Raw genomic sequence first — 26,900 nt, forward strand, 5'->3', positions numbered from 1 at the left:
GTTCGCCATCGTGCTCCCCTTCTCAACACGCCCTCCACAAGGAACTTGCTCCTCTTGCGCTGACACCTCCCTTCTCATCCATACAGGCTCGCTTCCTTCCATTGCAACGAGCCATTCCTAAGAAAAAGAGTAAACAGTTTCTCCTGAGACAAGGCGAGGGAAGCATGGGCCAAGTCTCCCCGGCAGTATTTCAATATGTGTGGAAATTGGCTTTGCCCACGCTCAATTTTTGGGAATTTACACAACATTCGCCATACTGCCTCTCCCCTACCCTTACAGAAAGAGCATGCCTCTAATACGCCGTATTGAGGGAAAGTACACTACAAAGCAGCCTCTTCTCTCCTCAAGAGTACGTGCTGTTTCCTTTCCTTTGCAAGCAAGAAGCCTACCATGAGAAACCAGAGTGGGAGGAGGGCAAAGGTCGGCGAAAGGACCCACAAGGGGGCATGGGGAATGAGAGAATAGAGTACCAAGTCAAATACCAGGAAGAGACCTGCAATCCGTGTCATCCCTCCCGCTTGCCAGGATGAGACGGCGATCCACACTGCGGCAGAAATATATCCTCCTTGGCGGAACGGTAAAAAGATTTGAGGCGCGACCCCGTTGAGCGCCATATTATCAGCGTACAGGCTAATCACAAGCCAACCATAGCCTGCAGCCCTGGTCCACTGTGGACCTCGAAACCCTGCAATCACAAGAAAGGTAACAAGATGAGCACATACAGCGATGAGGTTGGGGAGGAGACGTTCTGGAGGAAGTAGGGACATTGAGAAATGCGCCAGGAAGAGCAGTGCTGCAGCATAGGAGGCATACATCGCAAGGGTTACTGAAGAGAGGTTTTTCACACCTTTCATACGAAAATGGTCCTTTCTCGCCTAAGAACAAAATAAGGAGCTATCAGCCTTAGAAATACCACCACTTGCATTTCTAAGCGCTTGCTTCACAATTCTACTCTTTATATAGAAAAAAATCAATATGCCTTTTTCCGTTTTCCACCGCATCTATTCAAATAGACATATTTTCTCTCCTTTTACACAATTTTAGCAAGGTTACAACCATCTGAGATGGGCAACCGTTTGAGAACACAAGTGACGAGCGTGGGATGGGTGCCCAGATGAGATCCATCTGGGCACCCATCCCACGCTCGTCACTTGTCAGGGCAACAACGCTATTACGACATTAAGAGGCCTTCATCGCGTTCTTAGACACGGCATCGAGCGTAATTTCTGAGATGTCCCCCAGGGCTTCGGCATTCAGTTCACCCTCTTCCAAAATCTTTTTGACTTCCTGGAGGATGATTGCAGCAGTATTGGCCTGCCAGAGCCGGTGATCTCCTGAGAAACCAAGCGTGGTCATAAGGCGTATAACGGGCTGTCCATTCCTCACAACGACGCGCTCCTCCACACGCGGGAACGTGAGTACGGCAGGTGTCGGATATTTAAATGGGATGCCGACACTCAGATGAGGAATACTCGTGACGTGGAATGCCCCGGTATGTTTCCTGACCATAGACATCTTTGACTTCATCAGGCGCAGTACGGCCCGACGCACCCACGGAATAGGCATCATCTTTGCCACTTTCCGTAATTTCGCGACCCGTTCCCGATTGCCTTCGCGAACCTGGCGTCCACGCTCGGCGATTTCCTGGGCGAGTTGTGCCAGCGTTTTCCGACCAGCATCTTGCAGAATCATCGAGGGCTGGGTCGCCTTAGAGTCGGAGCTACTCACCGAGATGCCAATATCGAGCGTCCCTGGATAGACCAGCTTATTGCCGAGAATGAGGCGATTGAGATCAGCATGGCGAGAGAGCGCAACTGCGGTTGCGCGTACAACAATGTGTGTATACGTCACTCGCACGCCCCGTTTTCGCATCTGTTGCATCAGTTCCTGGGCAGCAGTCATCTCCACATCCTCGAGAACAAAGAATCCAGGAGGTTCCCCCATGCTCAATACATCAAAAAACCACCGTTCAGCCGGGTCAATCTTCTCAAAACGATCAGTCATCGCGATCTCCTTTTTCTACTCTACGTGCTCGCCTGAAATTGTTGCCTCAGGCAATACAACAAGTCCTGAGATGTCATCGCCAAACACGTCATTCAGCAGGTAATTCGTAGTACACGGGGAGCGGCTTTAAAACGAGTACATACGGACACTTGCCCTGGCAGTCTCCGCTTCGAGATTACAATGTGACACATATTCCTGAAGGGCATCAGCGGCCCTTTGGTAACCTCCCGCTTTCTTTGCATCATCTTGCATCTGACGGGCACGAAGACGGTATGTAGGATTTTGCAAAATGTGCAACGCGGCATCTCGCAGGGACTCAGCAGTGACACTCTCTTTGTCCAGTAAAATCCCCAGCCCCAATTCGGAGACACGCCGTGCACTCGGTTCTTGTGATGTCGCTTGTGGCATCACAACCATGGGAACGCCGCTTGATATGGCTTCCATAATGGTTGTCATACTGCCATGGCCAACAAAAACATCGGTCTGTTGGAGGACTTCTGATTGTGGTACATACGAGCGAACAATGATGTTCTTTGGGCAAGGACCAAGATCAAGTTGCTCGACCGGCCGCCCTGTGGCAATAATGACCTGCACCGGGACATCGGCAAATGCAGCGAAGCACTTTCGGAAGAATTCTGGGCTATTGTTGTACACGGTTCCCAGCGTACAGTAAATGAGCGGCTGTTGATTCAATTGCTCGAAAGGAAATGCCGAGGACTCGCAGCGTGCGCCGATGCATGGCCCAACAAAGAGATATTCTGGCCCCATAGACGCTCCATCGATCTGAAAGGAGCGTGGGATGTAGACAAGGTTTAAATCTTCCTTATGGGAAAAGATGTCCATGATGTTGAAGGGAGGAAGGGAATAGTGCATACACAACTGCTTGATCGACTGCTGAAATGCCTGGGCCGCACCGTTATCAGCGCCCTTGGACGCGTAAAATCGTCGGCCCTGTTCATGGGCAACAAAGGTTGGGCGTGAAATGACTGCGGGCACATCTAATATCTGAGCAATGAAACGGCCACTCAGGCACATCGGGTCATACACAATACAATCAGGTTGCTCTGCCTGGATACTCGGCACAAGCTGCGGCATCACGAAGAGGCACTCGTCAACCATAAGCATCGCCATGTTCGCCACGGGATTCTGAGCGTATTGTTCCGTTTTCGATTGGTACGGATGAAAGGTGGCTCCAGTCGTCTCAATAGCTGAACGATACTTTTCTGTGAGGTAGTAGACGACCTGGTCACCTCGGGCGACTAACTCCTCAACAATAGGAAGCGTCGGATTAATATGGGCATGTAGAGGCAAATTGACAAAAGCATATTTCGTCATAACAGCTCCTTCCTGAACTTGACAACTCTCACCAAATAGCATGCTTCGGCAACTCGTACATCGTCAGTATCAGGAAAAGGAATTACGTCTTGATTACTCCCACCGTAAGAAGCGAGCGCTCGACATGAAGAGGGAGATCAGTGTCGGTTCTTGCTCGCAACGAAGAGGTGCAGTCAGCGAATGCGGTCGCCCTCTTACGCCAGATGTAAGAGGGCAGTAATACTCAAAGAGCATAAGTAGCAATGATAACGGAGACATACGCTACTGCTATGGCCATGCCTCTCTCTTCATAAGGAGGATTCATTCGATGGAGCGACATGTTATTGCGGTCACTGGAGCTGCCGGTATTGTTGGGACAAGGGTCGTTCAGCAACTGCTCAAAGCCGGGTATGCCGTCCATGCATTTGTGCGTCAGCCACCCCAACTGGGCATCCATTACGACAAGAACACGTCACACTGACCACCATGGATTTTGCCACCGCACCTGAAGAGGTTATTACGCATTGCCTTGATAGCGTTCGTCCTCTCGCAGTAATTCACTGTGCAGCATGGGTCGATGTCAATGGCTGTGAACAGGAGCCACAATTGGCGTATTCTATCAATACACACGTCACCCAATTACTCGCACAAACATGCGCACACGCCAATATCCATTTCGTCTTCATTTCTACCGAATACGTGTTCGACGGAATGCTTCCTCCCGGGCAAACCTATCGCGAACATGATCCCCGACATCCCTTAAACTATTACGGCATCAGTAAAGGGCTTGCAGAAATGGCGGTTGAGGCAGCATATAGCTCGTCATTCGCCCCCTGGACCATCTGCCGAACCGCGGTCCTCTATGGTTCCACATGGCAGAGCCGCCCCGATTTTCCACAATGGCTTTGCACAAAGCTCAAGCAAGGAGAAGTCGTACATATTGCCAAAGACCTCATCAGTTCGCCAACGCACGCAGTTAATTTAGCGAATATGCTGGTCTCTGTGGTGCAACGTCGGTTACGAGGCATATACCACACCGTAGGAAGGACGACGTTAGATCGCTATCAATTTGCGCTTCTCGTCGCCCACTTCTATGACCTTGATGCCCACCTTATCCATCCGATAGAAGCTGCCGAGCTGGGCGTCACACGCCCTCTCAATGTTGGTCTCTGCACCACTAAAATCAGCCACGATATCGGTAGGCAACCATGGTCTGTAGAAGAGGGATTAGCGTACTCGCGCCAAATGGAAGTCGAGGAACCACTCGAGAGTAATAGTTTTGCCTAGGAAGTGCAGCACACCAGTTGTATCCTTCTCTGCACTTACAAAGTCATCAAGGCTGATTCCAGCCCACCACAATACAGTGTGCTATGACAACAGCTCGTCAACAGGAACACGAGCATGCCCTGCAGGCCATTACTGCTCACTGCATATGAAGGGTCACAACAGCCACCCTCCCGGGCAAGGGGTCCACGAATGACTCACGACACAAAAACGAGACCAGAGGAGGGATATTCACCGACCGAGGACGGATCTCAAAACCCCTTACCACCAACTATACTAGCACCATAAGAACACGGACACGACGACAACGAGAAACATGTTCAATTCTCGAGTAGCGATACCGAAAGGAGCATTCATATGAAAAAGTCATGGACACGTAATTTGTACCTGATCGGTCTGGTAGCTGGCATATTACTGGGAGTTCCCCTCATTGTCTTTGGATTACTGGGGGTTCCTCTCATTGCCTTTCACATCATGGGTGGTACAATCAACGCAAATCCGGTACACGCGAGCAATTCCACCCTGTATGTGGCGGGAGTGAGCGCTGTCGTAGGAGCAAGCCTCTGCGTGTTAGTCGCCTGGATTGGAGCGCTTCTCAAAACCATTTCATTGCGACGCTGGGGCTGGTTTATTAGCCTACTTTTCTTTTCTGGGCTTGCCTTGTTCGCTTACAGTTTCGTCGGACCAGAAACTCCTTCTTTTTCAGAAGAGGCCTGGTAGAAAGCCCACATCCTTCCCTTGGGATGTGAGGAGAACGTCTCTGATAGCAGAACCTTTACGTAGGGTGGGACTCGGCATTCTGCCGAGTCCGCTTTAGTATGTTGTAAGGGAAAAGGAGGTTCCTAATAATGGAGCAACAAGAGAACAAAAGCACCCCTTTGCCTCCGCCACGCTTTGCACCTGCATCCAGACAGTGGTCGCGTTTGCAGATCCGTATGGCATTCTCCTATGTGCTGATGACCGCGGTCATCGTCCTCCTGTTCGAACTGGTCGTTGCGGCGATTCTCTTCATCGTGTTAACACAGACGCCCATTTTAAACCAAATGTTCCCCCACATGGGGAGAGAGATCGACAAGCTCAGAACGGACATCATCACATCGATAGCGATTGGCTGGCTGAGAAGCATACCAGGGCTCTTGCTTCTCATGGCTCCTGTAGGCATGCTCTTTGGCCTGATAACAACACGGAGCCTGGTACAACGATTGCAGCGACTGATTACAGCGACTGATCACTTTGCGAGCGGTGATTATACGCAACGCGTTTCCATTAGCCAAAGCGACGAAATTGGGCAATTGGAGCAGCACTTCAATCGCATGGCAGAACAACTCGAGGCAAGTATTGCTCAGCAACGGATATTGCATGAACAGAGCGCGCGATTGGAAGAGCGAGCACGGATAGCGCGAGATTTACACGATAGTGTGAAGCAACAGGTCTTCGCGCTCTCAATGCAACTGGGAGCAGCCATGTCCCTTCTAGATTCGAACCAGGAGAAGACCCGTCAACACCTGGAATCAGCTGATGCACTGACCCTCCAGGTACGGCAGGAGCTGACAACGCTTATCCAGGAATTGCGACCGGTCGCATTGCAAACGAAAAATTTGTCAACTGCACTCAAAGGCATCGTCAGCACGTGGAGCCAGCAGCAGGGGATTCAAGCCGATACGCAGATCCTCAGCCCCTGTACACTTGCCCCAGCAGTGGAAGAGGCACTGTTACGCATAACCCAAGAGGCCCTTTCAAATGTTGCTCGCCACAGCAGTGCGCGTAAAGTCGAAGTCACGCTTGGTTGTGAACACAAGTGTGTACAGCTCTCTATTAGAGATTTTGGGAGCGGGTTTGAGATTGCCAGGAGAGGATCGAGTGGTGTGGGCCTTTCCTCAATGCGAGAGCGCATCGAAGCATTGAGGGGATCATTGGTGCTACAAAGCGTGCCAGGCGAGGGAACGCAGATCACTGCCCGATGCCCCTGCTCATGAAGGCAGAGAACGATGCAGCCCCGTTCGTGCGAAAGGCCCTCAGCCATCGAGCGCGGTCACGCAGTTTCCGAACAGACCACCCATAGACACGAGATGATGCAAACAGTGATTCACAGGAGGTTTTTACCCATGGCAGAACCTATTACCGTGCTTATCGTAGACGACCACAACATGGTTCGAGAAGGCATTCAAGCCTTCCTTAGCGTGCAACCCGATCTGCGTGTTGTTGGAGAAGCGGCCTCTGGCGAAGAAGCGGTACGACTGGTTCAGGAACATGTCCCCGATGTCGTTTTGATGGATCTCCTCATGCCTGGTATGAATGGGATTGAAGCGACGCGCGCCATCAAAAAGGTCAGCCCGAAAACCCATGTTGTGATCCTGACCTCCTCTCACGAAGATGAACACATCTTGTCCGCCTTGCGCGCTGGCGCGCTCTCCTATACCTTAAAAGACATTCGCTCGGCCGACGTCATAGAGATTGTCAGAAAAGCCGCCCAGGGAGAGGCGATCCTCCATCCCCGCATCGCAGCGCGCGTCATTCAAGAGGTACGGGAAGCGAAGCGTGCCATCCCACCGGCCTTCGCAGAATTGACCCAACGAGAGCTAGACGTCCTGCGCCTGATAGCAGATGGGCGCACAAACACGGAAATTGCCGAAGCGCTTATCCTCAGCGAGAAAACGGTCAAGGGACATGTGAGCAACATTTTAAGTAAACTGCACATGGGAGATCGCACGCAGGCGGCTGTTTTCGCCTGGCAGCGAGGATTTATGGAACGAGAATAGCACACGCCCCTGCCTTCCCTGCCCATCCACGAGTGGGTCCTTCAAGCATGAGCGTGGGTCAGGCAAGCCATGGCTTGCCTGACCCACGCTCCAGTTAGACCGGTAACTACTGGAGTTGTTTTCGGAAACGAAGGACACCCAGAGTGAGCGTGAGAGCGATGGGAATGAGCAGGACCACGATACTGGTCAAAATCACCTGTACTTCGGCTTGACCGCCTGCCTTTTGCCATGCGTTTACGCCAACCACGATGACACGTATCGCATTGACAGCATAGGTGACAGGGTTATACCGCGCCACGAACTGTAACCACCCCGGCAGCAACCCGATGGGAAGCTGCGCCGAGCTGGTAAAGAGCAACGGCAAGGAGATCAGACTGAAGATAAGGTAGGTAGCCTGCGCGCTTCGCGTAGAGAGACCGATAAAGAGCCACAGGCCGCCCATGAATAACCCGAAGAGCGCCGCGACCACGAAGAGCAGCGGAAGCAGTTCTGGGTGAGCGATGCGGACTCCCGAGACCAGGCCAACCACGAGTACAATAACGACCTGGATCATCATGCGCGTTAAGTCCGCCAGGAGATTGCCCAGCATAATACTAAAGCGGTTGATAGGGGTCACGCGCAACTTGTTCAGGTATCCACTCTGCTCATCGGTAATCAAGCCAAGCGCAGAATTGACAGGGCCGAAGAGCAATACCTGCACGATAATCGCCGGTAGGAAAAAAGCGGTATAGCTCTCAGTTCCAAACTGCGTTGCCAGCGCGTTTCCCCCATCCGCACTCACCAGACCAAACCCTGTTGTGAGCCTGCTAAACAACTGGCCAAAGAAGAAAAACCAGACAAGAGGTTGCGCCAACGAGAAAATGAGTTGCCCTGGTTCACCAAACATGTGAAGGAGCACTCTCCGATAGAGTGTCCCCGTATCTCCAAACAGCGTAAAGATCGGCTGCTTGGACGTGGTGTGCACATCAAACGCTTGTGCCATCGTGTTGTATCCTTCCTTTCGAGTAAACCGCCCGTTCACCAGCTAGCGACGACGAGGAGCCCAGGGACCACGAGGTGGGGTATACGCGACAGGATCTTCCTGGCGGATACGCGTGCCCGTGTATTTCAAAAACACATCATCAAGAGAGGGGTTGGCAAGGCTGAGTCCTGCCACAGGAATGTGCGCTCCCTCAAGCACGCGTATGACATCGAGAACACTTTCCCGCCCATTTTTTACGATGACCACCAGATTCTTTTCTGCATTGATGGTCGCCTCTTGTACAAAGGGACAGCGCGCCAAAACTGCCTGCGCCTGTTGCGCCTGCTGCTCTGCTGAATGCTCTCCAGCGCGAAACGAAAGGGTGATCAGGTCTCCCCCCAGTTTGGCCTTCATCGCCGCTGGGGCATCCTCAGCGATGATCTGACCGTGGTCAATAATGGCGAGGCGGTCACAGAGGCGGTCGGCCTCTTCCATATAATGGGTCGTCAAAAAGATGGTCAGCTTTTCCTGTTTGTTCAGCTGCTCCAGGTATTTCCACAAGCTTGCCCTGTTTTGGGGGTCAAGACCCGTTGTGGGCTCGTCCAAAAAAAGAATGTGCGGGCGGTGAATCAGTGCCATGGCAAGATCAAGCCGTTTGCGCATTCCCCCGGAGAAGGTTCCCACGCGACGATGCGCGACATCTTGCAAATCCATCAGTTCAAGCAGTTCATCCGTTCTGCGTTTGACGGTCAATCGATCCAGATGGTAGAGTTTCCCAAGAATGGTCAGGTTTTGTTTTGCCGTCAACTCGTCGTCGGGACTGGCCTCTTGTGCAGCATAGCCAATAAGACCGCGAACCTTATTGCTCTCCTTCCCGACATCGTGTCCGAGAATCGTCGCAACTCCAGACGTTCGCGCCAGCAACGTAATCAGGATCTTGATCGTGGTGGATTTCCCCGCCCCATTCGGCCCTAAGAAACCGAAGAATTCACCAGATTGCACGCGAAAAGAAATCCCTTTCACAGCCTCGACACCGCCTTTATAGACCTTGGAGAGGTTGCGAACGTCAATCACCGTACGAGCCGTATCAGGGACAGGTAGTTCTTGCATTTGTTGGATGTTCGCTACGTGTTGTTCGGCAAGCATAGAAGCTCCTTTCAGCCTCGTTCCAGGCAGGCCATGATGTCGCCCCCTCCGGTACCCTCCCGGCTTTCACGACAACATCTTTCCAGCAAACTCCCCTGGCAGCTGCCATAAGCGAACCAGGGGGATAATGACACACCCTATTGCGGGGGCATGTGGCGGTTGTGAGCAAGTTGCGTGCATACCACGTCAACGAGTCGCAACCTTGGACGCAGCCAGCCACTCGCGAATATAGTGCACGCGTTCCGTACGGCCTCGTCGCTCATTGACCCGTAATTGGAGTTCTGGTGACGGGAGCAGAATCTGGTACCCGCGCCACTGAAAGGGCTCTACTGAGCGCGCCGCCTCAAGGAGCCCTGCCTGTTCGCCATGCTCCGGGTGAACACCTGCAACCCATCCCACCCTGGCCCCAAGGAAGGTGCGTGTGACCCGTTCGGCGATCCAACCGGGACGTGCGGGCTCGGTAATCACATCTTGAAAAATGCGATCAAGTTGAATACCATCCTCGACGGTCCGCGTGACGATATCAATGTCGCCCGGCTCAATCGGGACACCTCTCGCCGCTAACGATGCGCTTCCCGTCAGCCACCACTGAATAGGCAGTGAGGCCACACGGCTGAGAAATGCCTCTAATGCCGCTTCCCATGGCACAGCCACGCGGCCAGCTTTTTGGAGTATGAGCGTCTCGACTGAGCGAGCAAAATTGTGATAGCTCTCCTCAAGGTAGGGCGTATCCGATGGGAAGGGGCGCCCGAAACCTCCATGAGGAGTAGGCTTGTATCCCAATCGCTCTGCAGCTTGCTGGAGATCAGCCTCCAGATCCGTAACAAGAAACCACGTCTGCTCGCCATCTGGCAACAAGATCGTTTTCACAAACACCTCTTTTCATGCCTTGCTCATTCAGGCAGGGCTTATTCACTCAAACCATGCTCTTCTTGCGACAAGCAGCGTGGTTACTCAGTATCAACATGACCCATGTCAGGTCGAGGGGCAAGTGGGCCAAGGTGAAAGACGATGAAGGCTTCTTGCTCCGCGATGTTGACCAGGCGATGCCTCGTATTGATGGGGATATAGAGTCCATCTCCCGCAGACAACGGGCACGATTTCCCCTCTAGCTGGGCGTCAATCGTTCCGCTGACCACGTAAATGAATTCCTCTGAATACGGATGATAGTGCTCGCTAATTTTTTCGCCGACCCTGATCTTCGCGACCCCCATAAAACCGGACGTCGAGCCAACCGTCTTGGGCGATAACAGAGTACGGACTTCGCCGCCTCGTCTTCTATCCGCTGGAATGTCATCCAGCGACCTGGTGTGAAACTGATACCCTTGCACGCTTTTCTCCTCTCGTTTCGTTACGCGTCTAGGCGCCATCTAGTATGCTTCAAATTCACTCGATACCGGTTCTAATGTGGAGGAGTAGAAATTTACGGTCACATCATAGATCTTGCGCTCGACGCGCCCGGCCCAATAGGGGCGCATAGGCGTCGTGGTCTGGCGATGGATAGGGGCATCTTCCCAGGCGAGGAAGGCCTGTCTGCTTTCCCACTCGCTGAGGAGGATGTAACGATTGGGGTCGTCTGCCTGGTGCAGCAGTTCATCCCTGATATGGCCAGCAGTGCCTTTGACTTGACGGGTCACCTCTTCAAATGCCGCTTCAAAGGCTTCGTTGTGCCCAGGGATAATGTTGGCAAATACCATTACACGTGTGGTCATGATGCTATGTTCCTTTCTATCTGTGCGACGATATACTGAATGTCCATCCTTGCCGACTCGCGCAAGGCCCGCAAGGGGGCAGTGACACGATCCTGTTCAGGGCTACGTTCAAAATGATGGAAGGCGTCCTGGCTCTCCCAGTCGCTGGTGATGATGAACAGCGATGGATCGTGTACACTCTGTCCTAACGTCTGCCTGAGGTTGCCAGGGACCCCTCGGGTATATTCCGCAACGCTCTGCCACGCCTGCTCAAAATCGCCCTCTTGCCCCTCTTTTACTTTCATGGTTAGTATTGCTCGTATCATATGCTCACTCCTACTCGCCCGCTTTTCCCCTCTTCCGCCGGGCTAAATGCCGCCATCCACATTGATGGTGATACCGGAGACAAAGCGAGAAAGATCGCTGGCGAGGAAAAGTGCCACTTGCGCAATATCGGTTGACTGCCCCAGCCGTCCCAGGGCCGCCATAGCGGCGTATCGTGCGCGCTGTTCGGGTGTTAGGCCCGAGGCCTGATCGGTATCAATGATACCGGGGGCGATCGCGTTGACCCGTATCCCCTGGGGTCCCATCTCCTTACACAGTGAGCGTGTAAAACCTACAACACCCGCTTTTGAGGCCGTATAATGTGTCCGACCCGGCATGCCGACGGTTGCAACGGCAGACGCGATATTGATAATGGAGCTTCCTTCAGGCAGCATATCTTGCGTGGCCTGCGTCACCAGGTACATGCTTGTGAGATTGGTGTCCAACACGCGTCTCCATTCGGCCATGGTCATCGTATCGAGGGTTGCATGACTCACCACGCCCGCATTGTTGACTACCACATGGATGCGGTCGAAACAGCGGCGAACTTCGTTTGCCAGGTGCGCGACATCGGCTTCATTGCTGACATCCGCTTGTACCACAAAGCTCTCTGCGTTGAGATGCCGTAGTTCGTCAGCAAGACTGCGAATCGCGTCGCTTTCCTGTTGATAACACACGGCCACCGCCACGCCTTGCGCAGCCAGTGCCAGCGCTATTGCTCGACCAATGCCGCGCGAACCACCTGTAACAAGAGCGCGTTTCCCCTGTAAGTGCAGATCCATCGTACGCCTCCTACGTTGTTGCATTCTTGACCAACTGCCTTGCCACTACCGTGCGGCGACCAGCTGGAGTATAGAGACAATAAAGAAGAGAAATCCAAACAGGCCACAGGCAGCGCGTACATTGTGCACGCGGATCCACTGCGTCTTCATCCCGACCAGATGGGCTTCACCTGCTGCTGGAGTCCACGCCACGATTTTGCGGCTCAAAGGAACGCTTACTGAGCGCGAGATGGTGCTCAGAGCGAAAATCCCTGCGACCCCAAGGAGAATGCAGACGGTCTGCCAAAGCTGCTGGCTGAACCAGAGTTCAACAAGCCCAGAGAGAATCGCCAGGATCGCCAGTTTTGGCTGCCATCGGTCGATATATCGTCCGATTCCCCGGTGTACCGTAAGTGTTTCTTGCTGAGACAGATCCGCAAGCAAAGGATTATATGCAGCTGCCATTACCATGACCCCACCGGTCACGAGCCCTGCTGATGCAAGATTCAAGAATAAGAGGGCATAAAAGGTTATTGTGTACATTTCGACATCACCTCTTGTGTTTGTAACCTACTACGTCACTGCGGTATCTCCATAGGTATAGTGGCTAAGCCTCCTTACCCTGTAATTACCAGGCGGTAAATGAGTCAGTAGCATCCCCACAAAAGAGGTTCCCAGCGTTTCGCTGTGAAACGCTGGGAGCCTCTTTTGTGGGAACGAGAGAAACAGCTAGAGAGATGGAGAAGGTCAAACTTTGACGTGGGCCGGCCGGGGGCCAAACACAATCATATTGACAAGGAGATTACGCGTGAACGGAATGCCGAATAAAACGCGTATGATCGGTGGTACGGTAAAATCCTTGCTCGAGTTCAGCGTCGCCGAAAGCAGCCTCTTCTGTAAAAAGAACTGATATTTCAAGAGGAGTTTCGTCGGCAGCTCCCGCTGATGCTGGATCTCCGCCAGGTCCGCGATCGTGACGCTTTTGTTCTGCAATTTCTGGGTCAAAATGTTTGCGGCAACAACGGCATCCTGAATCGCACAGTTGATGCCTACCCCTCCAACCGGCGACATGACGTGCGCAGCATCACCGATGAGCAGAAGGCCTGGGCGGTACCAGCGCGGTAGACAATCCGACTCCACCGAAAGGACCGAGATCTGCTTCCATTCCCGCAGTTCGTCGACGCGATCGACAAACATGGGGCAAACCTCGACGATCGACTGGCGAAAGACTTCGAGGGAGGCGGCGCGAATCTCTTTATACTTGCCCTTGGGAATCACGTAACCGACCTGCCAGTGATCAGGGCGATCAATTAATGCCAGGACCCGCTGGCTCCCAAAGCGCAACAACCCCTCTCCTGAATCTCCCGGCTTGCGGGAGAGGCGGAACCAGAGGACATCAACAGATGAGGTAATCTTCTCAGGTTGCAGACCTGCAAGCTTGCGCAAACGAGAGAAACGACCGTCAGCGCCAACCACAAGGTCAGCTCTGACCTCACCCCATCCGTGAGGGGTACGATAACTAATGCCACGCGTCGTTCCGTTCTCCTCGATGATCTCCTCGGCCCGTGCCCCCATGATGAGACGGAACGTAGGATAGCGTTTCGCCTCAGTCGTGACGAGGTTGAGAAAGTCAGCCTGGTTAATCATGGCGATATAAGGATATTTGGTTTTCAGGAGCGAGAGATCAGCCATGACCATGGACATTTCTCCCATCTGATAGACCACTGAGGATCGTTTCATATGGCGGAGTTGCAGTACCTGCTCGACCAGGCCAAGTTCCTCCATAATAGTAATCGTCGATGGGTAGATGACATCACCCCGAAACTCTCGGTCAAAATCAGTGTGTGCTTCCAGCAAGACAACGGGGATATTGCGGCGCGCCAGCATAAAAGCCAGGATCACACCCGCCGGTCCCCCACCAACGATACAACAGGTCGCTGTTGTCTGCTCAATCTGCTTCTCCTGCGTAGGAACAGTCACTTGTTGCATAGATACTCCATCTCCTCGGAAATCTTTAAAGCTATATACAGCACCCTTGAACCTGACCACCGGCACGCGTCACATGCAAGTGGAAATCTGGAGGCTCTGGCCACACCGGAACAGTTCACCAGCGCTCTCAGCACTGATTGCAATCAGGCAGTGGTTGCAATCACGATGTGTCGCCCCAACGTCACCTGCATGCGCTCGCGCATCGTTACCAGCATGCGTTCTTTTCTGCTATTTCTCTGCCAGGAGAGTAATCACTGGAGCAAACGCATCCATTTGCTCCTCGTTGATCACGATATAAGAGAGGCCAAAATGTTCTCTGCGCTCCCATAAGACTTCAGCAATTTGTTGCGTTGTGCCGATCAAGAGTTGAACCGAACTCAACGCCTGCTCCCCTGTCAACCCAAAGCGAGCGCCTACCTGTTGTGCAACACCCTCACGCTGGTCAGTCACCACAACGCGGAATATCATCGCACTCAACTCCAGGTGCTCGAATCGCTCGCCAGCGGCTTCGCGTACCCACGCGATTTTCTGTGCCGTTGGTTCCGTCGTTGTATTCGCCAGATCCAGCCCATGAGCACTGCTTTTATGGGCAATGCCTACAATATCAGCCTCCCGCGCGGCAAAAGAGAGCACGCGCTTGCCGCCTCCACCAATATAGAAGGGGGGATGAGGCTTCTGCAGCGGCTGAGGAGTCCCTTGCAAATCAGCAATGGTGTAGTAGTCACCCTGAAAATGCGTCGCTTCTTCGGTAAATAGCTTCTTCATCACATGAATGGCTTCCTCAAAGCGGCTGACACGCGTCCCCGGAGCATCGAGCGACAAGCCAGATTTTCGGTAATCAGTAGGAAGGTATCCTGCCCCTAACCCAAATTCAAAGCGACCTTCAGAGAGGACATCGAGTGTGGCGATCTCCTTCGCCAGCACTGCAGGATGCCGAAAATCGTTACAGAGCACAAATGTCCCAACGCGAATCGTTTTCGTCGCCTCAGCAGCTACCGTCAAAGCGACCAGAGGACCAAGGCCTGCAGTCAGATGATCCACTACCAGGAGCGTATCATAGCCCAGGTCCTCCACTTTGCGTGCTTTCGCAATCCACGCAGCACGCGACTGGACGTGTGCTGCCACAACCCCAAAGCGGAATCGCCGTTGCTTTCCCATATATCCCTTACCGTTCTTTCTATGGACAGAGGCAACAAAGCATCTGACCACCTATTGTTTTGTTCTTGAGGCCCATACCAGCACATTCAGCTGATGTACACCTAAAAAAGAAATCGCATGTTGTGACTAGAGCGTAGGTGCCCTCAATTGCCAGAAGCTTACTTTGTGTGTGAGTCATTGGTAAGAGCTACAAACCTATACTTGCTTCAGTAAACTTATATGATGCCTCATGTAGCAGGGCATGCGTAGAGTTGTCTACTGTGGAATGTCATAGGTGTGATAGCAATGTGAAACAGCTGCAGGTTGCTCATGGCATGATGAGCCGGCATACACGCTCGGGAGACTCTTTTGGTGAGGGAATCGAGGGAATGTGCCTGGAGAGGTTCTGATCATCTGAATGGAAAGCGGGAGGCTATAGCTCCGTTGGCAAGCAAACGAGAAACATAGACAGAGCACCCTCTCCCCATATTCCTTCCCTTTCCCAAAAACGACATGCAAAGGCCTAGACATTCTGCGAGATGAGCACAGAAAAAGGAGTACGTTGTGATTCTTAATCTTCGTCCTCACATCACCGAAGAAGAGCGGGACCAGGTACTGGCTCAGGTCAGTCATGTCACCGGCCACCCATCGTTACTCCCAGTGGAGATTGAGGGCCGTCAGGTGCTCGCACTTGATGCATCACATTTCGATTGGGAGGCACGCTCAATGCTCGCAGGGTTGCCTGGCGTTGAGAGCATTATTCCCATTCCAACACCGTATAAACTGGTGAGCCGACATTTCAAGGCAGAGCGATCAGCCATCGTTGTAGGGAATGGGGCGTATTGTAATCCTGTCACCATAGGTGGAACAGAGCTTCCAACCATTATTGCGGGTCCTTGTGCGGTAGAGAGCCGAGGGCAGATTCTCCTGACGGCTTCAGCAGTGAAATCGGCCGGTGCCCACATCTTACGCGGAGGCGCATACAAACCCCGCACATCCCCATATCAGTTTCAGGGGCTCGGTATAGAAGGGCTTTGGTTGTTAGCTGAGGCCAGGGAGGCAACCGGGCTCCCCACTGTCACTGAAGTGATGGAACCAGAACTGGTAGAGACTGTTGCCCAATATGCTGACCTGTTACAAATCGGTGCACGCAATATGCAGAACTATCCGCTCCTACGAGCCTGTGGACAACAGAGGCAAAAACGCCCTGTACTCCTCAAGCGTGGACTTTCTGCAACGATTACTGAATTGCTGCTTGCTGCCGAATACATCGTGGCCTCGGGTAATCCCAATGTGATCCTATGCGAGCGCGGCATCCGTAGCTACGATACTGCCACACGCAATGTCCTTGATCTCACAGCAATTCCCTTATTGAACGAGTTAACGCACTTGCCAGTTATCGTTGATCCCAGCCACGCCACTGGAAAAAGTTCGCTTGTGCCGACGATGGCTCGCGCCAGCATCGTTGCTGGCAGCAATGGCATCATTGTTGAGGTCCATTGCGACCCGGATCAGGCGCTGTGCGATGCACAACAAGCGATCACACCTTACCAATTACGCTATATCGCACAAGACGCTATAAACCTGGCAAGGTTCTCTCCACATACACGCGAAAGCGAACGTTTGAAAACCGATCCTGAGCCCGTACAGGCTCATCTATTGAGTAAACGATAGTTTCTTGTTCGTGCCATTGTCTCCTGGATTGCCTCCAGAGACGCTGGCACGAATACACTCATGATGCATCTAGCGGACAAGACAAGCACCGTTTTAGCTGGTACGACACGCTCCGCCTGGTGCGAAGTTAACTGCTATTCCTTTGTGATCACTCTGGAGGTATGGCTTTGTATCATCCAACATATGAAGAAATCAAACAGCTACACAGCACAACCAGACCAAACAACTCCACGCGCCATCTCAAAGCCAGTAACGCACAATCGAAAGCAACTCCGATTGTTCCGCTGTATCTGGATGTAGAAGCTGATATTGAAACGCCAGTGTCGGCTTATTGTAAAGTTGCCCAAGGCCCATATTGTTTTCTTTTAGAAAGCGTCATCGGGGGTGAGCGTCTCTCGCGTTACTCAACCATTGGAGTCGATCCCCATATGGTCATCAGTCACTATGGCGAGCACGCAGTAGTGCATTGGCCAGGGCACCCAGGGGAAGAGGGATCTGGAGATGAAAGTATTTCCAGTCATGATCCCTTGACCCTACTACAAACCAAACTAGACCGATACCAGCTGATCATGCCGGAGGGATCCAAAGAGGATGAGCTCACGCGTTTTTATGGTGGAGCTGTTGGGTACCTGAGCTACGAGGCAGTAGCGTGCTTTGAGCAACTGCCTGTTCCGCCCGATGACGAACTACAGTTACCCCTGGCCATCTTTTGCTTTACAAAGACGATCCTGATTCTCGATCAGGTGACACATCGCATCAGAATTGTGACACATCTGCACCTCGATGCACCAGACATGGGTGCAGAGTATCAGCGTGGTATAGCAGTAATTGACGAGATACAGGAGCGCCTCCGTCAAGAGCTCCGTTTGCCGGAGGAACCGCCCGTGCATGCAATAAGTGAGCAAGGCCAGATCAGCGCGAATTGCACACGCGAACAATACGAAGAGAGAGTGCGACGAGCGCAGGAATACATCCAGGCAGGTGACATCTTTCAGGTCGTACCCTCTTTGCGCCTGAGCCGTTCCGTCAGTGCCTCGCCTTTCACTGTATATCGTGCTCTGCGTAGTATCAACCCATCGCCATACATGTTCTACCTGGATTTTGGCACATTTCAGCTTGTCGGGACCTCGCCTGAACTGTTGATCTCTGTCAAAAATGGCGAGGTAGCGACGCGCCCTATCGCTGGTACACGACCACGTGGGAAGACGCTTATGACAGACCTGAGATTGGAAGAAGAACTCCTGTCAGATACCAAAGAACGGGCTGAGCATGTCATGCTCGTAGACCTGGGACGCAACGATATCGGACGCGTCAGCACACAGGGGAGTGTATACGTCACCGATTACATGGGAATTGAGCGCTATTCTCATGTGATGCACCTGGCATCTAGCGTGAAGGGACAATTACGAGAAGGCCTTAGCGCTTGCGACGCTTTGCGCGCAAGTTTCCCAGCAGGCACAGTTTCGGGTGCCCCCAAAATTCGAGCGATGGAAATTATTAGTGAACTAGAAGGGACACAGCGTGGCGCCTATGCGGGAGCGATAGGCACGTTCAGCTATGGCGGGAACCTTAATACTGCCATCACGCTTCGCACGCTCGTCATGAAGAACGACCATGCCTATATCCAGGCAGGAGCCGGTATTGTCGCCGACTCCAATCCTGCTCAAGAGTACCAGGAATGTATCAACAAGGCTAGCGCAATGTTACACGCGCTAGAAAAAGCTGAATGTATGGCGGAAACACACAGGAAAGAAACGTACTCTGCACAAGGAGGTTTTCATGCTGCTACTCATTGATAACTATGATAGCTTTACCTACAATCTCTACCAGTACTTCGCAGAGTTAGGGGCCAACATAGAGGTACGACGCAACGATAAGATAACACTCGCCGAGATTGAACAGTTACAACCTACCCAAATTGTTATCTCACCAGGTCCTTGCACCCCCAATGAGGCAGGGCTTTCCTGTCAAATCATCGAAACATTTGGACCCCGTATACCCATCCTGGGCGTCTGCCTGGGACATCAAGCGATTGGGCAAGTCTACGGAGGACGAGTGGTACGAGCACCGGAGCTCAAGCACGGGAAAACATCGCTCATTTACCATCGAAGGCAGGGTATTTTGTATAACCTACCCAGTCCTTTTGAAGCCTGTCGCTATCACAGCCTGATTGTCGAACGAGCTTCATTACCCAATGCACTAGAAATAACTGCCGAGACGGAAGACGGGCTGATTATGGGATTGCGACATCGCAAGTACGCCATCGAAGGTGTGCAGTTCCATCCAGAATCAATTCTCACGCCAGTGGGGAAAGATCTTTTACGCAATTTCTTACTGAGAGCACAAAGGCGCTCTGGCATCGAATTGTATCAAAGAATGCCGGCGGCTTGAGAAAGGAAACGATATCATGGCGTATGCTGAGTATTGGAATCCTAAAAACGAGACATTACCCCGCGAAGACCTGCAGAAATTGCAGCTGCTCAAACTACGTCGCATGTGCGAGTGGGCATACTCATCTTCACCCTTTCACAAGCAGCACTTTGAGGCAGCGGGCTTTGAACCAGCTCAACTCAAATCACTCGATGATTTGCGGCGCATCCCTTTTATGACACGAGAAGAATGGATGGACTCCCAGGTAGAAAGCCCGATGTTTGGCGACTTGATAGCCACCGACAAGGCGAATGCAATCCGCTATCACCTGACATCTGGGACCAGTGGGCGCACCCCCCTTCGGGTTCTCGATGGGATGAAAGACTGGGAGTGGATTGGCGAAATGTGGTGCTACGGCCTCTGGGGCTTTGGTGTGCGGCCTGAAGACACCGTGTACCTTGCCTTTGGGTATGGCTCCTTCATCGGCTTCTGGGGGGCGCACTATGGCAGCGAGAAAATTGGCGCCCTGGTGATTCCCGGTGGAGCGCAGACGACCGAGGCACGCATCAAGCAGATAATCGAGATGGGAGCAACGACTGTCTGCTCCACCCCTACCTATGCCTTGCACCTCCAGCAGAAAGCCAGAGAGATGGGGATTAACCTGGCAAAAGAGAGCAAGGTCAACAAACTGATTCTTTCAGGTGAGCCAGCCGGCTCAATTCCAGCGGTCAAACAACAGTTGGAAGAGGCATGGGGAGCCAAGTGTGGCGATTCCGCAGGTATGACTGAACAGGGGACCATTATGATCTTTGAATGCTCCCATCAGCCTGGCGGGACCCATATCATCGAAGACCATTTTATTGAAGAGGTCATTGATCCGACCACAGAGCAACCAGTAGGATATGGGCAACTGGGTGAACGAGTCGTTACCTCGTTTGGACGCGGATTCATTCCCCTCATTCGTTACCGCACCAAGGATTTGGTCATGAAAGTCCCCGCGCATACCTGCACTTGTGGGCGCACCTCGGATATCTACGAGGGGGGCATCCGCGGACGCGTCGACGACATGAAGCTCATTCGTGGTACCAATGTCTACCCAAGAGCAGTCGAAGCCATTATCCGCGAATACTCTGCCATCGATGAATTCCAGATTTACATCTGGCGCAAGGAAAACATCCAGGACGAAATCTCCATCAAGCTAGAAATCCGGCCAGGACAGGAGTCAGAATGGACCACCCTTCAACCCTATCTGGCCAAGGAACTCTCCCAAGCACATGAGGGACTGCGCTTCAATATTGAACGCACCGAGCATGGTCAGTTACCACGTTTTGAGTTGAAAGCCAAACGCCTGATTGATGCTCGCCCAGTCGCACACTATTAGTTTCATATGAGGAAGAGGGAACAACGATGACGGCGATACCAACCGATCTCTTAGGGAGACTACTGACGGAGCATGAGCGCGATCTGCTTCACATCTATCAATCGCTCAAATCACTCGCTGCCTGCGATGATCTGCCCGCCTGTGGCAGACAGAATGTACGGAAAGCCCTGGCAGCCATGTGGCAAGTCACAAACGACCTCGATCTCCAGTTTGAGCAGCTCTATGATGTGGGGGTATAACAGGAAAGTAACACTCCTCCCATAGGAAGTGCCCATCATTCCCGTTCACGATAGGCTCGTTGAGAACACTTCTGGATGTACATCCAGAAGTGTTCTCAACGAGCCTATCGCGTTGTTGTCACTATGCAATCAAACAATCTAACTGGATGCTCTGTTTTCTTCTTTACCACCATTCAAGCAAGAGAAGTGCGAAGCTAATGCGAAGTATAGGCTAAGCGGATCAGGCTATAGTTCTCCTGTACGTGATATGCAGTTCAGATGTCCATGCGAGTCGATCACACCTCCAGTATATTCAGCGAAGACAGACACTGTCTGAAGCGAACGCGCAGTAGTTACTTACACGTGCCAACCAGTATTGAAAGGAAGAAGCATGAAAACACAAGAAAGAATACAAGAAGAGAGCTCCGCGAGTGTAGCCCCTCCCCCTCAAAAAAGGGGCATACGTCCACTGAGATTCCTGCGCAACGTTCTCCTGAGTATCATTTGTATCTGTTTGATAGGCGCTGCCACACTTGGTATCTTCTACTGGCAGTCGCTCTGGCCGTCCACGATCAACATGAGTAGTACATGCAATAATATGCAAGGGATGCACATGGTTCACATGGACGGCATGAACATGAGCGAATCTGACAACGTATGCAATGGATCAGTGTCAAAGAGCGGAGGGATACCTGTTACCAGCTTGCAAGCCCCTCAAACCGCAGAACACGTAGCAAACTTTACACTGACGGTGCAGCAAGCTCGTCTTCCCTTGGGAGATGGAGAAACGGTAAATTCCTTCACAATCAATGGGACGTCGCCTGGACCAACGCTTCGTGTCCATCAAAACGATCTCGTTGTGGTTCATATGATTAATAAATCACCAGTTTCCACCTCAATCCACTGGCATGGTATACGCGTTCCCAACTCGGCTGATGGTGTATCAGGGCTAACACAAGATGCCGTACCACCGGGACACGACTATACTTATCGCTTTGTCGCCAAAGATGCCGGGACGTACTGGTATCACTCACATCAACACAGCTACGATCAGACTGAGCAAGGCTTCTATGGCATGTTCATTGTTGATCCAATCAAAGAGGCCTCTCACGATGACGTAGATGCGACAGTGGACCTGCATGAATGGACCTTTGGTGATTTCCGTAACTTCCGCTATGTACAGATGGTCAATGGAACCGCCAAACAGCAACAGATCTCAGCTACGCCTGGTCAATGGGTCCGGATGCGCCTCGTCAATACCTCTAGCAATCCAAAACTTGTAACGCTCGCAGGAGCGCCCTATATGATCGCCTCGATCGATGGGCATGACGTGAACAAACCATCCCTGCTGACGAATACTGCCATACCACTGGGCACAGGACAGCGCTACGATATCCGTTTCCAGATGCCCAGTAGCGGTTCTGTCGCACTATTCAGAGCAACCAGTACAAACAAGTTCGTGTTTGAGAAAACTCCAGCTGTCGTCGTTGGTCAGCAGGGCGCTTCATTTGCATCCCCAGCAAAGGGATTACCGTGGTTTAATCTCAGCAGCTATGGAGAGCCAGCACCGACCACCATTACGCCACAGAGCAAATTTAATGCTTCATACACGCTGACACTCAATGGCCATATGGGTTTTGAGAATGGACGTTTCGGCCCCATGCATACCATTGATGGCGAGGCATTCCCCAATACACCCACCATTATGGTTCAGGAAGGGCAAGTAATTAAGCTGCGCTTCGTGAACGAAACGGACGAATACCATCCCATGCATCTTCATGGGCATACCTTCACGGTGCTCTCGTACAATGGGCACGCAATTAGTGGTAGTCCGATCGTCCTTGATACCGTCCTTGTTCTACCCCATCAGACTGTGGAGGTCGCATTTCTCGCCGACAATCCAGGTCTATGGATGATTCACTGCCACAACTTATTCCATGCCTACATGGGGATGGACATGATGATCGTGTACCCAAACATCTCCACGCCATTTAATGTTGGCAATTCATCGGGCAATTTCCCAGATTAACATCTTTTCCCATAGACGCCAGAAGAGCACGCGGAGAGCAAGGGAAGGCCGCTGATCAGCAGCCTTCCCTTGCTCTCCGCATGCTCCCAACAGAGTACTATAGACTTTTCTCTTTATGATAAAAAAGACGTAGGCAAAAAGCTAAAAAGCTAAAATTAAAACTAACTAAAATAAACAAAAATTTTGTGAATTTACTACTTTTTCTTGCGAAGAAAATAGCTTATAATAGTATGCAAGCAAATATACTTATTTCTTCCCAGGGAGGGACTTTACCGGCAATTAGGTCCGACTGTGACCGGCTCACGTGAACCAGGAGGAGATCATGAGCGTTGCTCATAGTATGAGAAAGGTTGTCCGTCCAACACTGCCCCCCACCATTCTCTGCCGTACTTCTCTGATGCTCCGACTCAAAGAAGCAATCGCGGGACCAATGGAAGGATTTCCGCACTATAGATTGGTGTTGCTCAATGCACCAGCGGGTTATGGCAAAACGACGTTGCTTGCAGACTTCGCACGCAATACGACGATCCCTTGTTGTTGGTACTTTCTGGACAATACAGACACAGACAAATACTTATTTCTTGGCACTCTTCTCGCTAGTATACGCCTTCAATTTCCAACATTTGGCACAAATCTCGATTCATTTTTGACAATAATGACGAATGCGCAGCATACAGATCATCACGTTGAGACGTTCTTAGACATGTTCGTTGCCTCCATTGCAACGGAAATTTCTGAACGCTTTGCGATCTTTCTCTGTAACTACCAGGAAACAAACAACAGCCCGGTTATCAATAGCCTGGTCAATGCCATCTTGCACAAACTCCCAGAAAATTGCGTATTCGTAATAGAAAGCCGGGTATTACCAAATTTAGCGTTTGCATCGTTGCTTGCGCAGCGAGCAATGACCAGTATAGGGAATAAGCTGCTACGTTTCACAGCTCAGGAAATACGTGACCTGGCCCGTCTTCAAGAAATGGAAACACTCAGTGAGGAGCAAGCAGAACAGATCTTCCGCTCATTTGATGGCTGGATTACAGGTATCCTGTTAGGCACATCCCTGGGGAACGTGGAAATCTTGCAGAAAGGTGAAGCACAACTCCATATCAACGGTTCTCCCCAAAGACAGATACTCAAGACCGATCGGCAACACCTGCTCTCCTATGTCGTCAATGAGGTATTCAAACATGACCTAGAAATGCTTACTTTTCTCAAAGAGGCCTCTATACTCCATGAAATGACGCCTGATTTATGTGCTGAACTACTCGCTATCCCTGATGCCTCCAAACACCTCCGTGCATTAGAACAACGGGGGTTATTTGTGACGCACCGCGACGAAGACACGCAGATGGTCTATACCTGCCATCCTGTCTTACGAGAACTCCTCTATGAAGAACTCCGCCATCAATCACAAGAACGCTTTTTGCACCTCCATCGTCACGCAACACAACTTTTACAGGCACGTAATGACCACGCGAAAGCGATCCACCATGCGTTTGAAGCTGGTATGGAGGATACCGTCGCCCACCTCATTCTTGCTTCATGTGACGACAAACTCGCCCAGGGACGCGTGGAGTTTCTGAGACACTGGATCGATATGCTCTCTTATACGACAAAAGTCCGTTACCCCAGGCTATTACTCATACAGGCCAGTATCTCTCTCATGTCTGGAGATCATGCAAGTGCTCTGAGCCTCCTCGATCAGACAGACCACATTTTGACAGAGGGACTCACAAAGATTGACCCAGATACCATTCCTTTGTTTGAGGCAGAAAGCACTGTTATTCGAAGCAAAGCATTATTTCAGCGTGGAGAGTACACGCAGGTACAAGCATTGTGTCAACAAGTGATAGAGCGCCTTCCTGTCGATGAGACAAAGTTACGTGCAGAGGCACGCATGCGCCTGGGTGTATGTGCTAACTTGCTTGGTGACCTCAAAAATGGCATTTCGCAATTGCAACAAGCGCTTCAACTTTGGGGGCGTCATACCATTGGCAGACAAACGGCTGAGGTTCATAGTGCATTGGCAAGTGCCTATAGTTTACTGGGAAACTTCGCGCTCGCAGAGCATCATATCACACGCGCTATCCTCTGTTGGGAACAACTGCATGATGAATGGGGCAAAATCAATAACATGATCCGATTAGGATTAATTAAACAGCGCCAGGGCCTGTTCATTGAAGCAGAGGAGACGTTTACTCAGGCATTGCATCTCTCTCGCGGCACTGTTCCTTTCCTCCTGGGACAGGCCTATGCCCTGGTCAATCTGGGAGAACTCTACCAGGATCAAGGCCTCTACGAACGCTCGCTGGCCGTCACCGAGGATGGGTTAGCGCTTGCGCGTCAGATGAAAGATAAATACCTGATCAACAGTGCTCTCTGCATCTTGGCGATGTCTTATTTGTATATGGGAGATGCCAATACAGCGCTCGTCCTTATATCTGAGACAGATATTCAAAACGATGCGAGTGCAGCACCCAGTTACGAGCAGGCCATTCACGAGCTTGCGTATAATACGATTCTGTTATACCAACGCCGCTATGACGATGTCTACACTCATCTCAGCAGGATGGAACAGACCTTTCAGAAGATAGGGCTCAAACGTGAACAGATCTATGTGATACTTCGCATGTCTGCATGCCAGTTCGCTCAGGGGCGAACTGACGAGTGGATGCAACGCATGAGAGAGCTTACAAGGCTGCTCGATACACAAAACGGCTACGAGCATATCGTGCTTACAGAATTACGCCGCCTTCCCAAGCTCTATCACGCAGTAGAGACACTGCCCACCATGGCTCAACTACGAAAACTCTTGCGGCTGGAAAGTGAGGTACCGGAAGCCGTCATGCCGCTCAATGAAGGAGAGAGCGATCCGCCACTCCCCCCACATGAAACCGCGATAGCATCACTACAGACACAACCCGAGCAGCCACTGGTAGAAATACGAGCTCTGGGAGAACCGGTGGTTTGCTTTCACGGGGAGCCGATTACTCGCTGGAGGATGGCACGCTCAATGGAGCTCTTCTTCTTCTTACTCGATAGTAACCACCCCATGCGTAAAGAACAGATCATCACAGCCCTCTGGCCAGAGGTGGATGAGCAAATCAACCAGACCTTTCACTCAACGGTGTATTATCTACGCAAAGCCCTCGGGGGATTCCGCCTCACTTCTCAAGGGGGAGCCTATTCACTCGATTTAGCCTCTTATGGGGGGAACGTATGGTATGACGTAGAAGCATTCCAGCGTTACCAGGATCAAGCGAAACAAGCGTTGAGCCAGGAGAATGATAGAGCAGCAAGGGAAGCTTTGCATGCGATGATAGACCTCTATAGAGGCGATTATGTGCAATCCTTTTATAGTGATTGGTGCGTTTTCCGCCGCGATGAGCTACGAAGAGCCTATCTGGATGCACGCTCTCAACTCGCTCAAATTGCCTGGCGCCATGAACAATTCGATGAAAGTGCTATCCACTGGCAACATGCGTTAGTGATAGATAATTGTCTGGAACAAGCTCATTATGGACTGATGCGCTGTTACCTACGACAAGGGAAAAGGGGGCTGGCGCTACGTCAGTATCAACGGTGTCAAGATATATTGCAAAGCGAACTCGGCGTTGAACCGGGAAACACACTCAGGCAACTCTATCAGCGGTTGACCCACTCATCTTCGTAGCAGAGGATGTCAGATCGCTTCCACAGCCCCTCCTTTATGACTCAATGCAATAAGCACTTCACGAGTAGTGAGGTACATCAAGAGGGAGGGGCTTCTTCCACATCATCACTTTCTAGCAGGCCAGTCCTGTTGAAATCTCTTTTACCGGGGCTATTCTTCTTCTCATTGTTTCCCACATTCATCAT

23 protein-coding genes and 2 pseudogenes are annotated in these 26,900 nt (G+C 51.7%); 12 read left to right on the forward strand and 13 right to left on the reverse strand.

All coding sequences use genetic code 11. From position 1 onward, the window contains the following. Positions 1-320: 320 nt before the first annotated feature. From JMJ16_RS20585 to JMJ16_RS20595, 3 genes are all read right to left on the reverse strand, one after another. Positions 321-854, reverse strand: a complete 534-nt coding sequence (locus JMJ16_RS20585; protein WP_201384556.1) for a hypothetical protein — start codon at positions 852-854, stop codon at positions 321-323. A 325-nt stretch (positions 855-1,179) separates the two neighbouring features. Beyond that, positions 1,180-2,004: a 2-oxo acid dehydrogenase subunit E2 gene (locus JMJ16_RS20590; protein ID WP_201384558.1), complete on the reverse strand. Its 825-nt coding sequence runs from the start codon at positions 2,002-2,004 to the stop codon at positions 1,180-1,182. 126 nt (positions 2,005-2,130) lie between these two features. Then, a complete protein-coding gene (locus JMJ16_RS20595) occupies positions 2,131-3,339 on the reverse strand; it encodes a macrolide family glycosyltransferase (RefSeq protein WP_201384560.1) in 1,209 nt (402 codons plus the stop codon). A 307-nt stretch (positions 3,340-3,646) separates the two neighbouring features. On the opposite strand from JMJ16_RS20595, the pseudogene JMJ16_RS56060 reads away from it, so the two are divergent. The 5 genes and pseudogenes from JMJ16_RS56060 to JMJ16_RS20620 form a co-directional block, all read left to right on the forward strand. Next, positions 3,647-3,748 (forward strand): annotated as a pseudogene (locus JMJ16_RS56060) (NAD-dependent epimerase/dehydratase family protein); the annotation flags it as partial. After that, positions 3,709-4,605 (forward strand): annotated as a pseudogene (locus tag JMJ16_RS20605) (NAD(P)-dependent oxidoreductase); the annotation flags it as partial. The pseudogenes JMJ16_RS56060 and JMJ16_RS20605, both read left to right, overlap by 40 nt. Before the next feature lie 354 nt (positions 4,606-4,959). After that, positions 4,960-5,322 (forward strand): hypothetical protein, encoded by a 363-nt coding sequence (locus JMJ16_RS20610; RefSeq protein WP_201384565.1) that lies wholly within the window; start codon positions 4,960-4,962, stop codon positions 5,320-5,322. 128 nt (positions 5,323-5,450) lie between these two features. Beyond that, positions 5,451-6,578: a sensor histidine kinase gene (locus JMJ16_RS20615; RefSeq protein ID WP_201384567.1), complete on the forward strand. Its 1,128-nt coding sequence runs from the start codon at positions 5,451-5,453 to the stop codon at positions 6,576-6,578. A 129-nt stretch (positions 6,579-6,707) separates the two neighbouring features. Next, entirely contained in the window at positions 6,708-7,361 is a 654-nt protein-coding gene (locus tag JMJ16_RS20620; RefSeq protein WP_201384569.1) for a response regulator transcription factor, read from the forward strand. A gap of 106 nt (positions 7,362-7,467) precedes the next feature. Here the strand turns inward: JMJ16_RS20620 and JMJ16_RS20625 are convergent, their stop codons facing one another. The 10 genes from JMJ16_RS20625 to JMJ16_RS20670 all read right to left on the reverse strand — a co-directional run bounded on the left by JMJ16_RS20625 (position 7,468) and on the right by JMJ16_RS20670 (position 15,391). Further along, complete coding sequence (locus JMJ16_RS20625) at positions 7,468-8,343, reverse strand: ABC transporter permease (protein WP_201384571.1); 876 nt, start codon at positions 8,341-8,343, stop codon at positions 7,468-7,470. Between the two features lie 42 nt (positions 8,344-8,385). After that, the gene (locus JMJ16_RS20630) at positions 8,386-9,468 is read right to left on the reverse strand and encodes an ATP-binding cassette domain-containing protein (protein WP_201384573.1); all 1,083 of its coding nucleotides are present in this window, start codon (positions 9,466-9,468) and stop codon (positions 8,386-8,388) included. Between the two features lie 186 nt (positions 9,469-9,654). Then, positions 9,655-10,338 (reverse strand): hypothetical protein, encoded by a 684-nt coding sequence (locus tag JMJ16_RS20635; protein WP_201384575.1) that lies wholly within the window; start codon positions 10,336-10,338, stop codon positions 9,655-9,657. Positions 10,339-10,418: 80 nt separating this feature from the next. After that, complete coding sequence (locus tag JMJ16_RS20640; protein ID WP_201384577.1) at positions 10,419-10,799, reverse strand: cupin domain-containing protein; 381 nt, start codon at positions 10,797-10,799, stop codon at positions 10,419-10,421. Between the two features lie 39 nt (positions 10,800-10,838). Continuing rightward, the gene (locus JMJ16_RS20645) at positions 10,839-11,180 is read right to left on the reverse strand and encodes an antibiotic biosynthesis monooxygenase (protein ID WP_201384579.1); all 342 of its coding nucleotides are present in this window, start codon (positions 11,178-11,180) and stop codon (positions 10,839-10,841) included. Continuing rightward, positions 11,177-11,485 carry an antibiotic biosynthesis monooxygenase gene (locus JMJ16_RS20650; protein WP_201384581.1) on the reverse strand — a complete coding sequence of 103 codons (309 nt, stop codon included), beginning with the start codon at positions 11,483-11,485 and terminating at the stop codon, positions 11,177-11,179. The genes JMJ16_RS20645 and JMJ16_RS20650 overlap by 4 nt, the downstream gene beginning before the upstream one ends. Positions 11,486-11,527: 42 nt before the next feature. After that, positions 11,528-12,265, reverse strand: coding sequence for an SDR family NAD(P)-dependent oxidoreductase (locus tag JMJ16_RS20655; RefSeq protein ID WP_201384583.1), 738 nt, complete (start codon positions 12,263-12,265; stop codon positions 11,528-11,530). 45 nt (positions 12,266-12,310) lie between these two features. Further along, positions 12,311-12,787 (reverse strand): DUF1772 domain-containing protein, encoded by a 477-nt coding sequence (locus tag JMJ16_RS20660; RefSeq protein WP_201384585.1) that lies wholly within the window; start codon positions 12,785-12,787, stop codon positions 12,311-12,313. Positions 12,788-12,991: 204 nt separating this feature from the next. After that, entirely contained in the window at positions 12,992-14,233 is a 1,242-nt protein-coding gene (locus JMJ16_RS20665) for an FAD-dependent oxidoreductase (protein ID WP_201384587.1), read from the reverse strand. Positions 14,234-14,461: 228 nt separating this feature from the next. Further along, positions 14,462-15,391: a TIGR03621 family F420-dependent LLM class oxidoreductase gene (locus JMJ16_RS20670; RefSeq protein ID WP_201384589.1), complete on the reverse strand. Its 930-nt coding sequence runs from the start codon at positions 15,389-15,391 to the stop codon at positions 14,462-14,464. A gap of 543 nt (positions 15,392-15,934) precedes the next feature. Here JMJ16_RS20670 and aroF point away from each other — a divergent pair. The 7 genes from aroF to JMJ16_RS20705 all read left to right on the forward strand — a co-directional run bounded on the left by aroF (position 15,935) and on the right by JMJ16_RS20705 (position 26,715). Beyond that, positions 15,935-17,044 (forward strand): 3-deoxy-7-phosphoheptulonate synthase, encoded by a 1,110-nt coding sequence (gene aroF / locus JMJ16_RS20675; RefSeq protein WP_201384591.1) that lies wholly within the window; start codon positions 15,935-15,937, stop codon positions 17,042-17,044. 167 nt (positions 17,045-17,211) lie between these two features. Next, entirely contained in the window at positions 17,212-18,840 is a 1,629-nt protein-coding gene (gene trpE, locus JMJ16_RS20680; RefSeq protein WP_201384593.1) for an anthranilate synthase component I, read from the forward strand. Further along, positions 18,824-19,435 carry an aminodeoxychorismate/anthranilate synthase component II gene (locus JMJ16_RS20685; RefSeq protein WP_201384595.1) on the forward strand — a complete coding sequence of 204 codons (612 nt, stop codon included), beginning with the start codon at positions 18,824-18,826 and terminating at the stop codon, positions 19,433-19,435. The genes trpE and JMJ16_RS20685 overlap by 17 nt, the downstream gene beginning before the upstream one ends. A gap of 16 nt (positions 19,436-19,451) precedes the next feature. After that, positions 19,452-20,795 carry a phenylacetate--CoA ligase family protein gene (locus tag JMJ16_RS20690; protein WP_201384597.1) on the forward strand — a complete coding sequence of 448 codons (1,344 nt, stop codon included), beginning with the start codon at positions 19,452-19,454 and terminating at the stop codon, positions 20,793-20,795. A 26-nt stretch (positions 20,796-20,821) separates the two neighbouring features. Beyond that, positions 20,822-21,034 (forward strand): hypothetical protein, encoded by a 213-nt coding sequence (locus tag JMJ16_RS20695; RefSeq protein ID WP_201384599.1) that lies wholly within the window; start codon positions 20,822-20,824, stop codon positions 21,032-21,034. Positions 21,035-21,716: 682 nt separating this feature from the next. Continuing rightward, positions 21,717-23,042 (forward strand): multicopper oxidase family protein, encoded by a 1,326-nt coding sequence (locus tag JMJ16_RS20700; protein WP_201384601.1) that lies wholly within the window; start codon positions 21,717-21,719, stop codon positions 23,040-23,042. A 322-nt stretch (positions 23,043-23,364) separates the two neighbouring features. Further along, positions 23,365-26,715, forward strand: a complete 3,351-nt coding sequence (locus JMJ16_RS20705; RefSeq protein ID WP_201384603.1) for a BTAD domain-containing putative transcriptional regulator — start codon at positions 23,365-23,367, stop codon at positions 26,713-26,715. Positions 26,716-26,900 lie beyond the last annotated feature (185 nt).

It is taken from the genome of Ktedonobacter sp. SOSP1-52 (genome assembly GCF_016587395.1).

What these genes read in the sequence shown, in the direction of transcription:
- JMJ16_RS20585 (WP_201384556.1), bottom strand. Translation starts at nt 854, where the DNA reads ATGAAAGGTGTGAAAAACCTCTCTTCAGTAACCCTTGCGATGTATGCC.
- JMJ16_RS20590 (WP_201384558.1), bottom strand. Translation starts at nt 2,004, where the DNA reads ATGACTGATCGTTTTGAGAAGATTGACCCGGCTGAACGGTGGTTTTTT.
- JMJ16_RS20595 (WP_201384560.1), bottom strand. Translation starts at nt 3,339, where the DNA reads ATGACGAAATATGCTTTTGTCAATTTGCCTCTACATGCCCATATTAAT.
- JMJ16_RS20610 (WP_201384565.1), top strand. Translation starts at nt 4,960, where the DNA reads ATGAAAAAGTCATGGACACGTAATTTGTACCTGATCGGTCTGGTAGCT.
- JMJ16_RS20615 (WP_201384567.1), top strand. Translation starts at nt 5,451, where the DNA reads ATGGAGCAACAAGAGAACAAAAGCACCCCTTTGCCTCCGCCACGCTTT.
- JMJ16_RS20620 (WP_201384569.1), top strand. Translation starts at nt 6,708, where the DNA reads ATGGCAGAACCTATTACCGTGCTTATCGTAGACGACCACAACATGGTT.
- JMJ16_RS20625 (WP_201384571.1), bottom strand. Translation starts at nt 8,343, where the DNA reads ATGGCACAAGCGTTTGATGTGCACACCACGTCCAAGCAGCCGATCTTT.
- JMJ16_RS20630 (WP_201384573.1), bottom strand. Translation starts at nt 9,468, where the DNA reads ATGCTTGCCGAACAACACGTAGCGAACATCCAACAAATGCAAGAACTA.
- JMJ16_RS20645 (WP_201384579.1), bottom strand. Translation starts at nt 11,180, where the DNA reads ATGACCACACGTGTAATGGTATTTGCCAACATTATCCCTGGGCACAAC.
- JMJ16_RS20650 (WP_201384581.1), bottom strand. Translation starts at nt 11,485, where the DNA reads ATGATACGAGCAATACTAACCATGAAAGTAAAAGAGGGGCAAGAGGGC.
- JMJ16_RS20655 (WP_201384583.1), bottom strand. Translation starts at nt 12,265, where the DNA reads ATGGATCTGCACTTACAGGGGAAACGCGCTCTTGTTACAGGTGGTTCG.
- JMJ16_RS20660 (WP_201384585.1), bottom strand. Translation starts at nt 12,787, where the DNA reads ATGTACACAATAACCTTTTATGCCCTCTTATTCTTGAATCTTGCATCA.
- JMJ16_RS20665 (WP_201384587.1), bottom strand. Translation starts at nt 14,233, where the DNA reads ATGCAACAAGTGACTGTTCCTACGCAGGAGAAGCAGATTGAGCAGACA.
- JMJ16_RS20670 (WP_201384589.1), bottom strand. Translation starts at nt 15,391, where the DNA reads ATGGGAAAGCAACGGCGATTCCGCTTTGGGGTTGTGGCAGCACACGTC.
- JMJ16_RS20685 (WP_201384595.1), top strand. Translation starts at nt 18,824, where the DNA reads ATGCTGCTACTCATTGATAACTATGATAGCTTTACCTACAATCTCTAC.
- JMJ16_RS20690 (WP_201384597.1), top strand. Translation starts at nt 19,452, where the DNA reads ATGGCGTATGCTGAGTATTGGAATCCTAAAAACGAGACATTACCCCGC.
- JMJ16_RS20695 (WP_201384599.1), top strand. Translation starts at nt 20,822, where the DNA reads ATGACGGCGATACCAACCGATCTCTTAGGGAGACTACTGACGGAGCAT.
- JMJ16_RS20705 (WP_201384603.1), top strand. Translation starts at nt 23,365, where the DNA reads ATGAGCGTTGCTCATAGTATGAGAAAGGTTGTCCGTCCAACACTGCCC.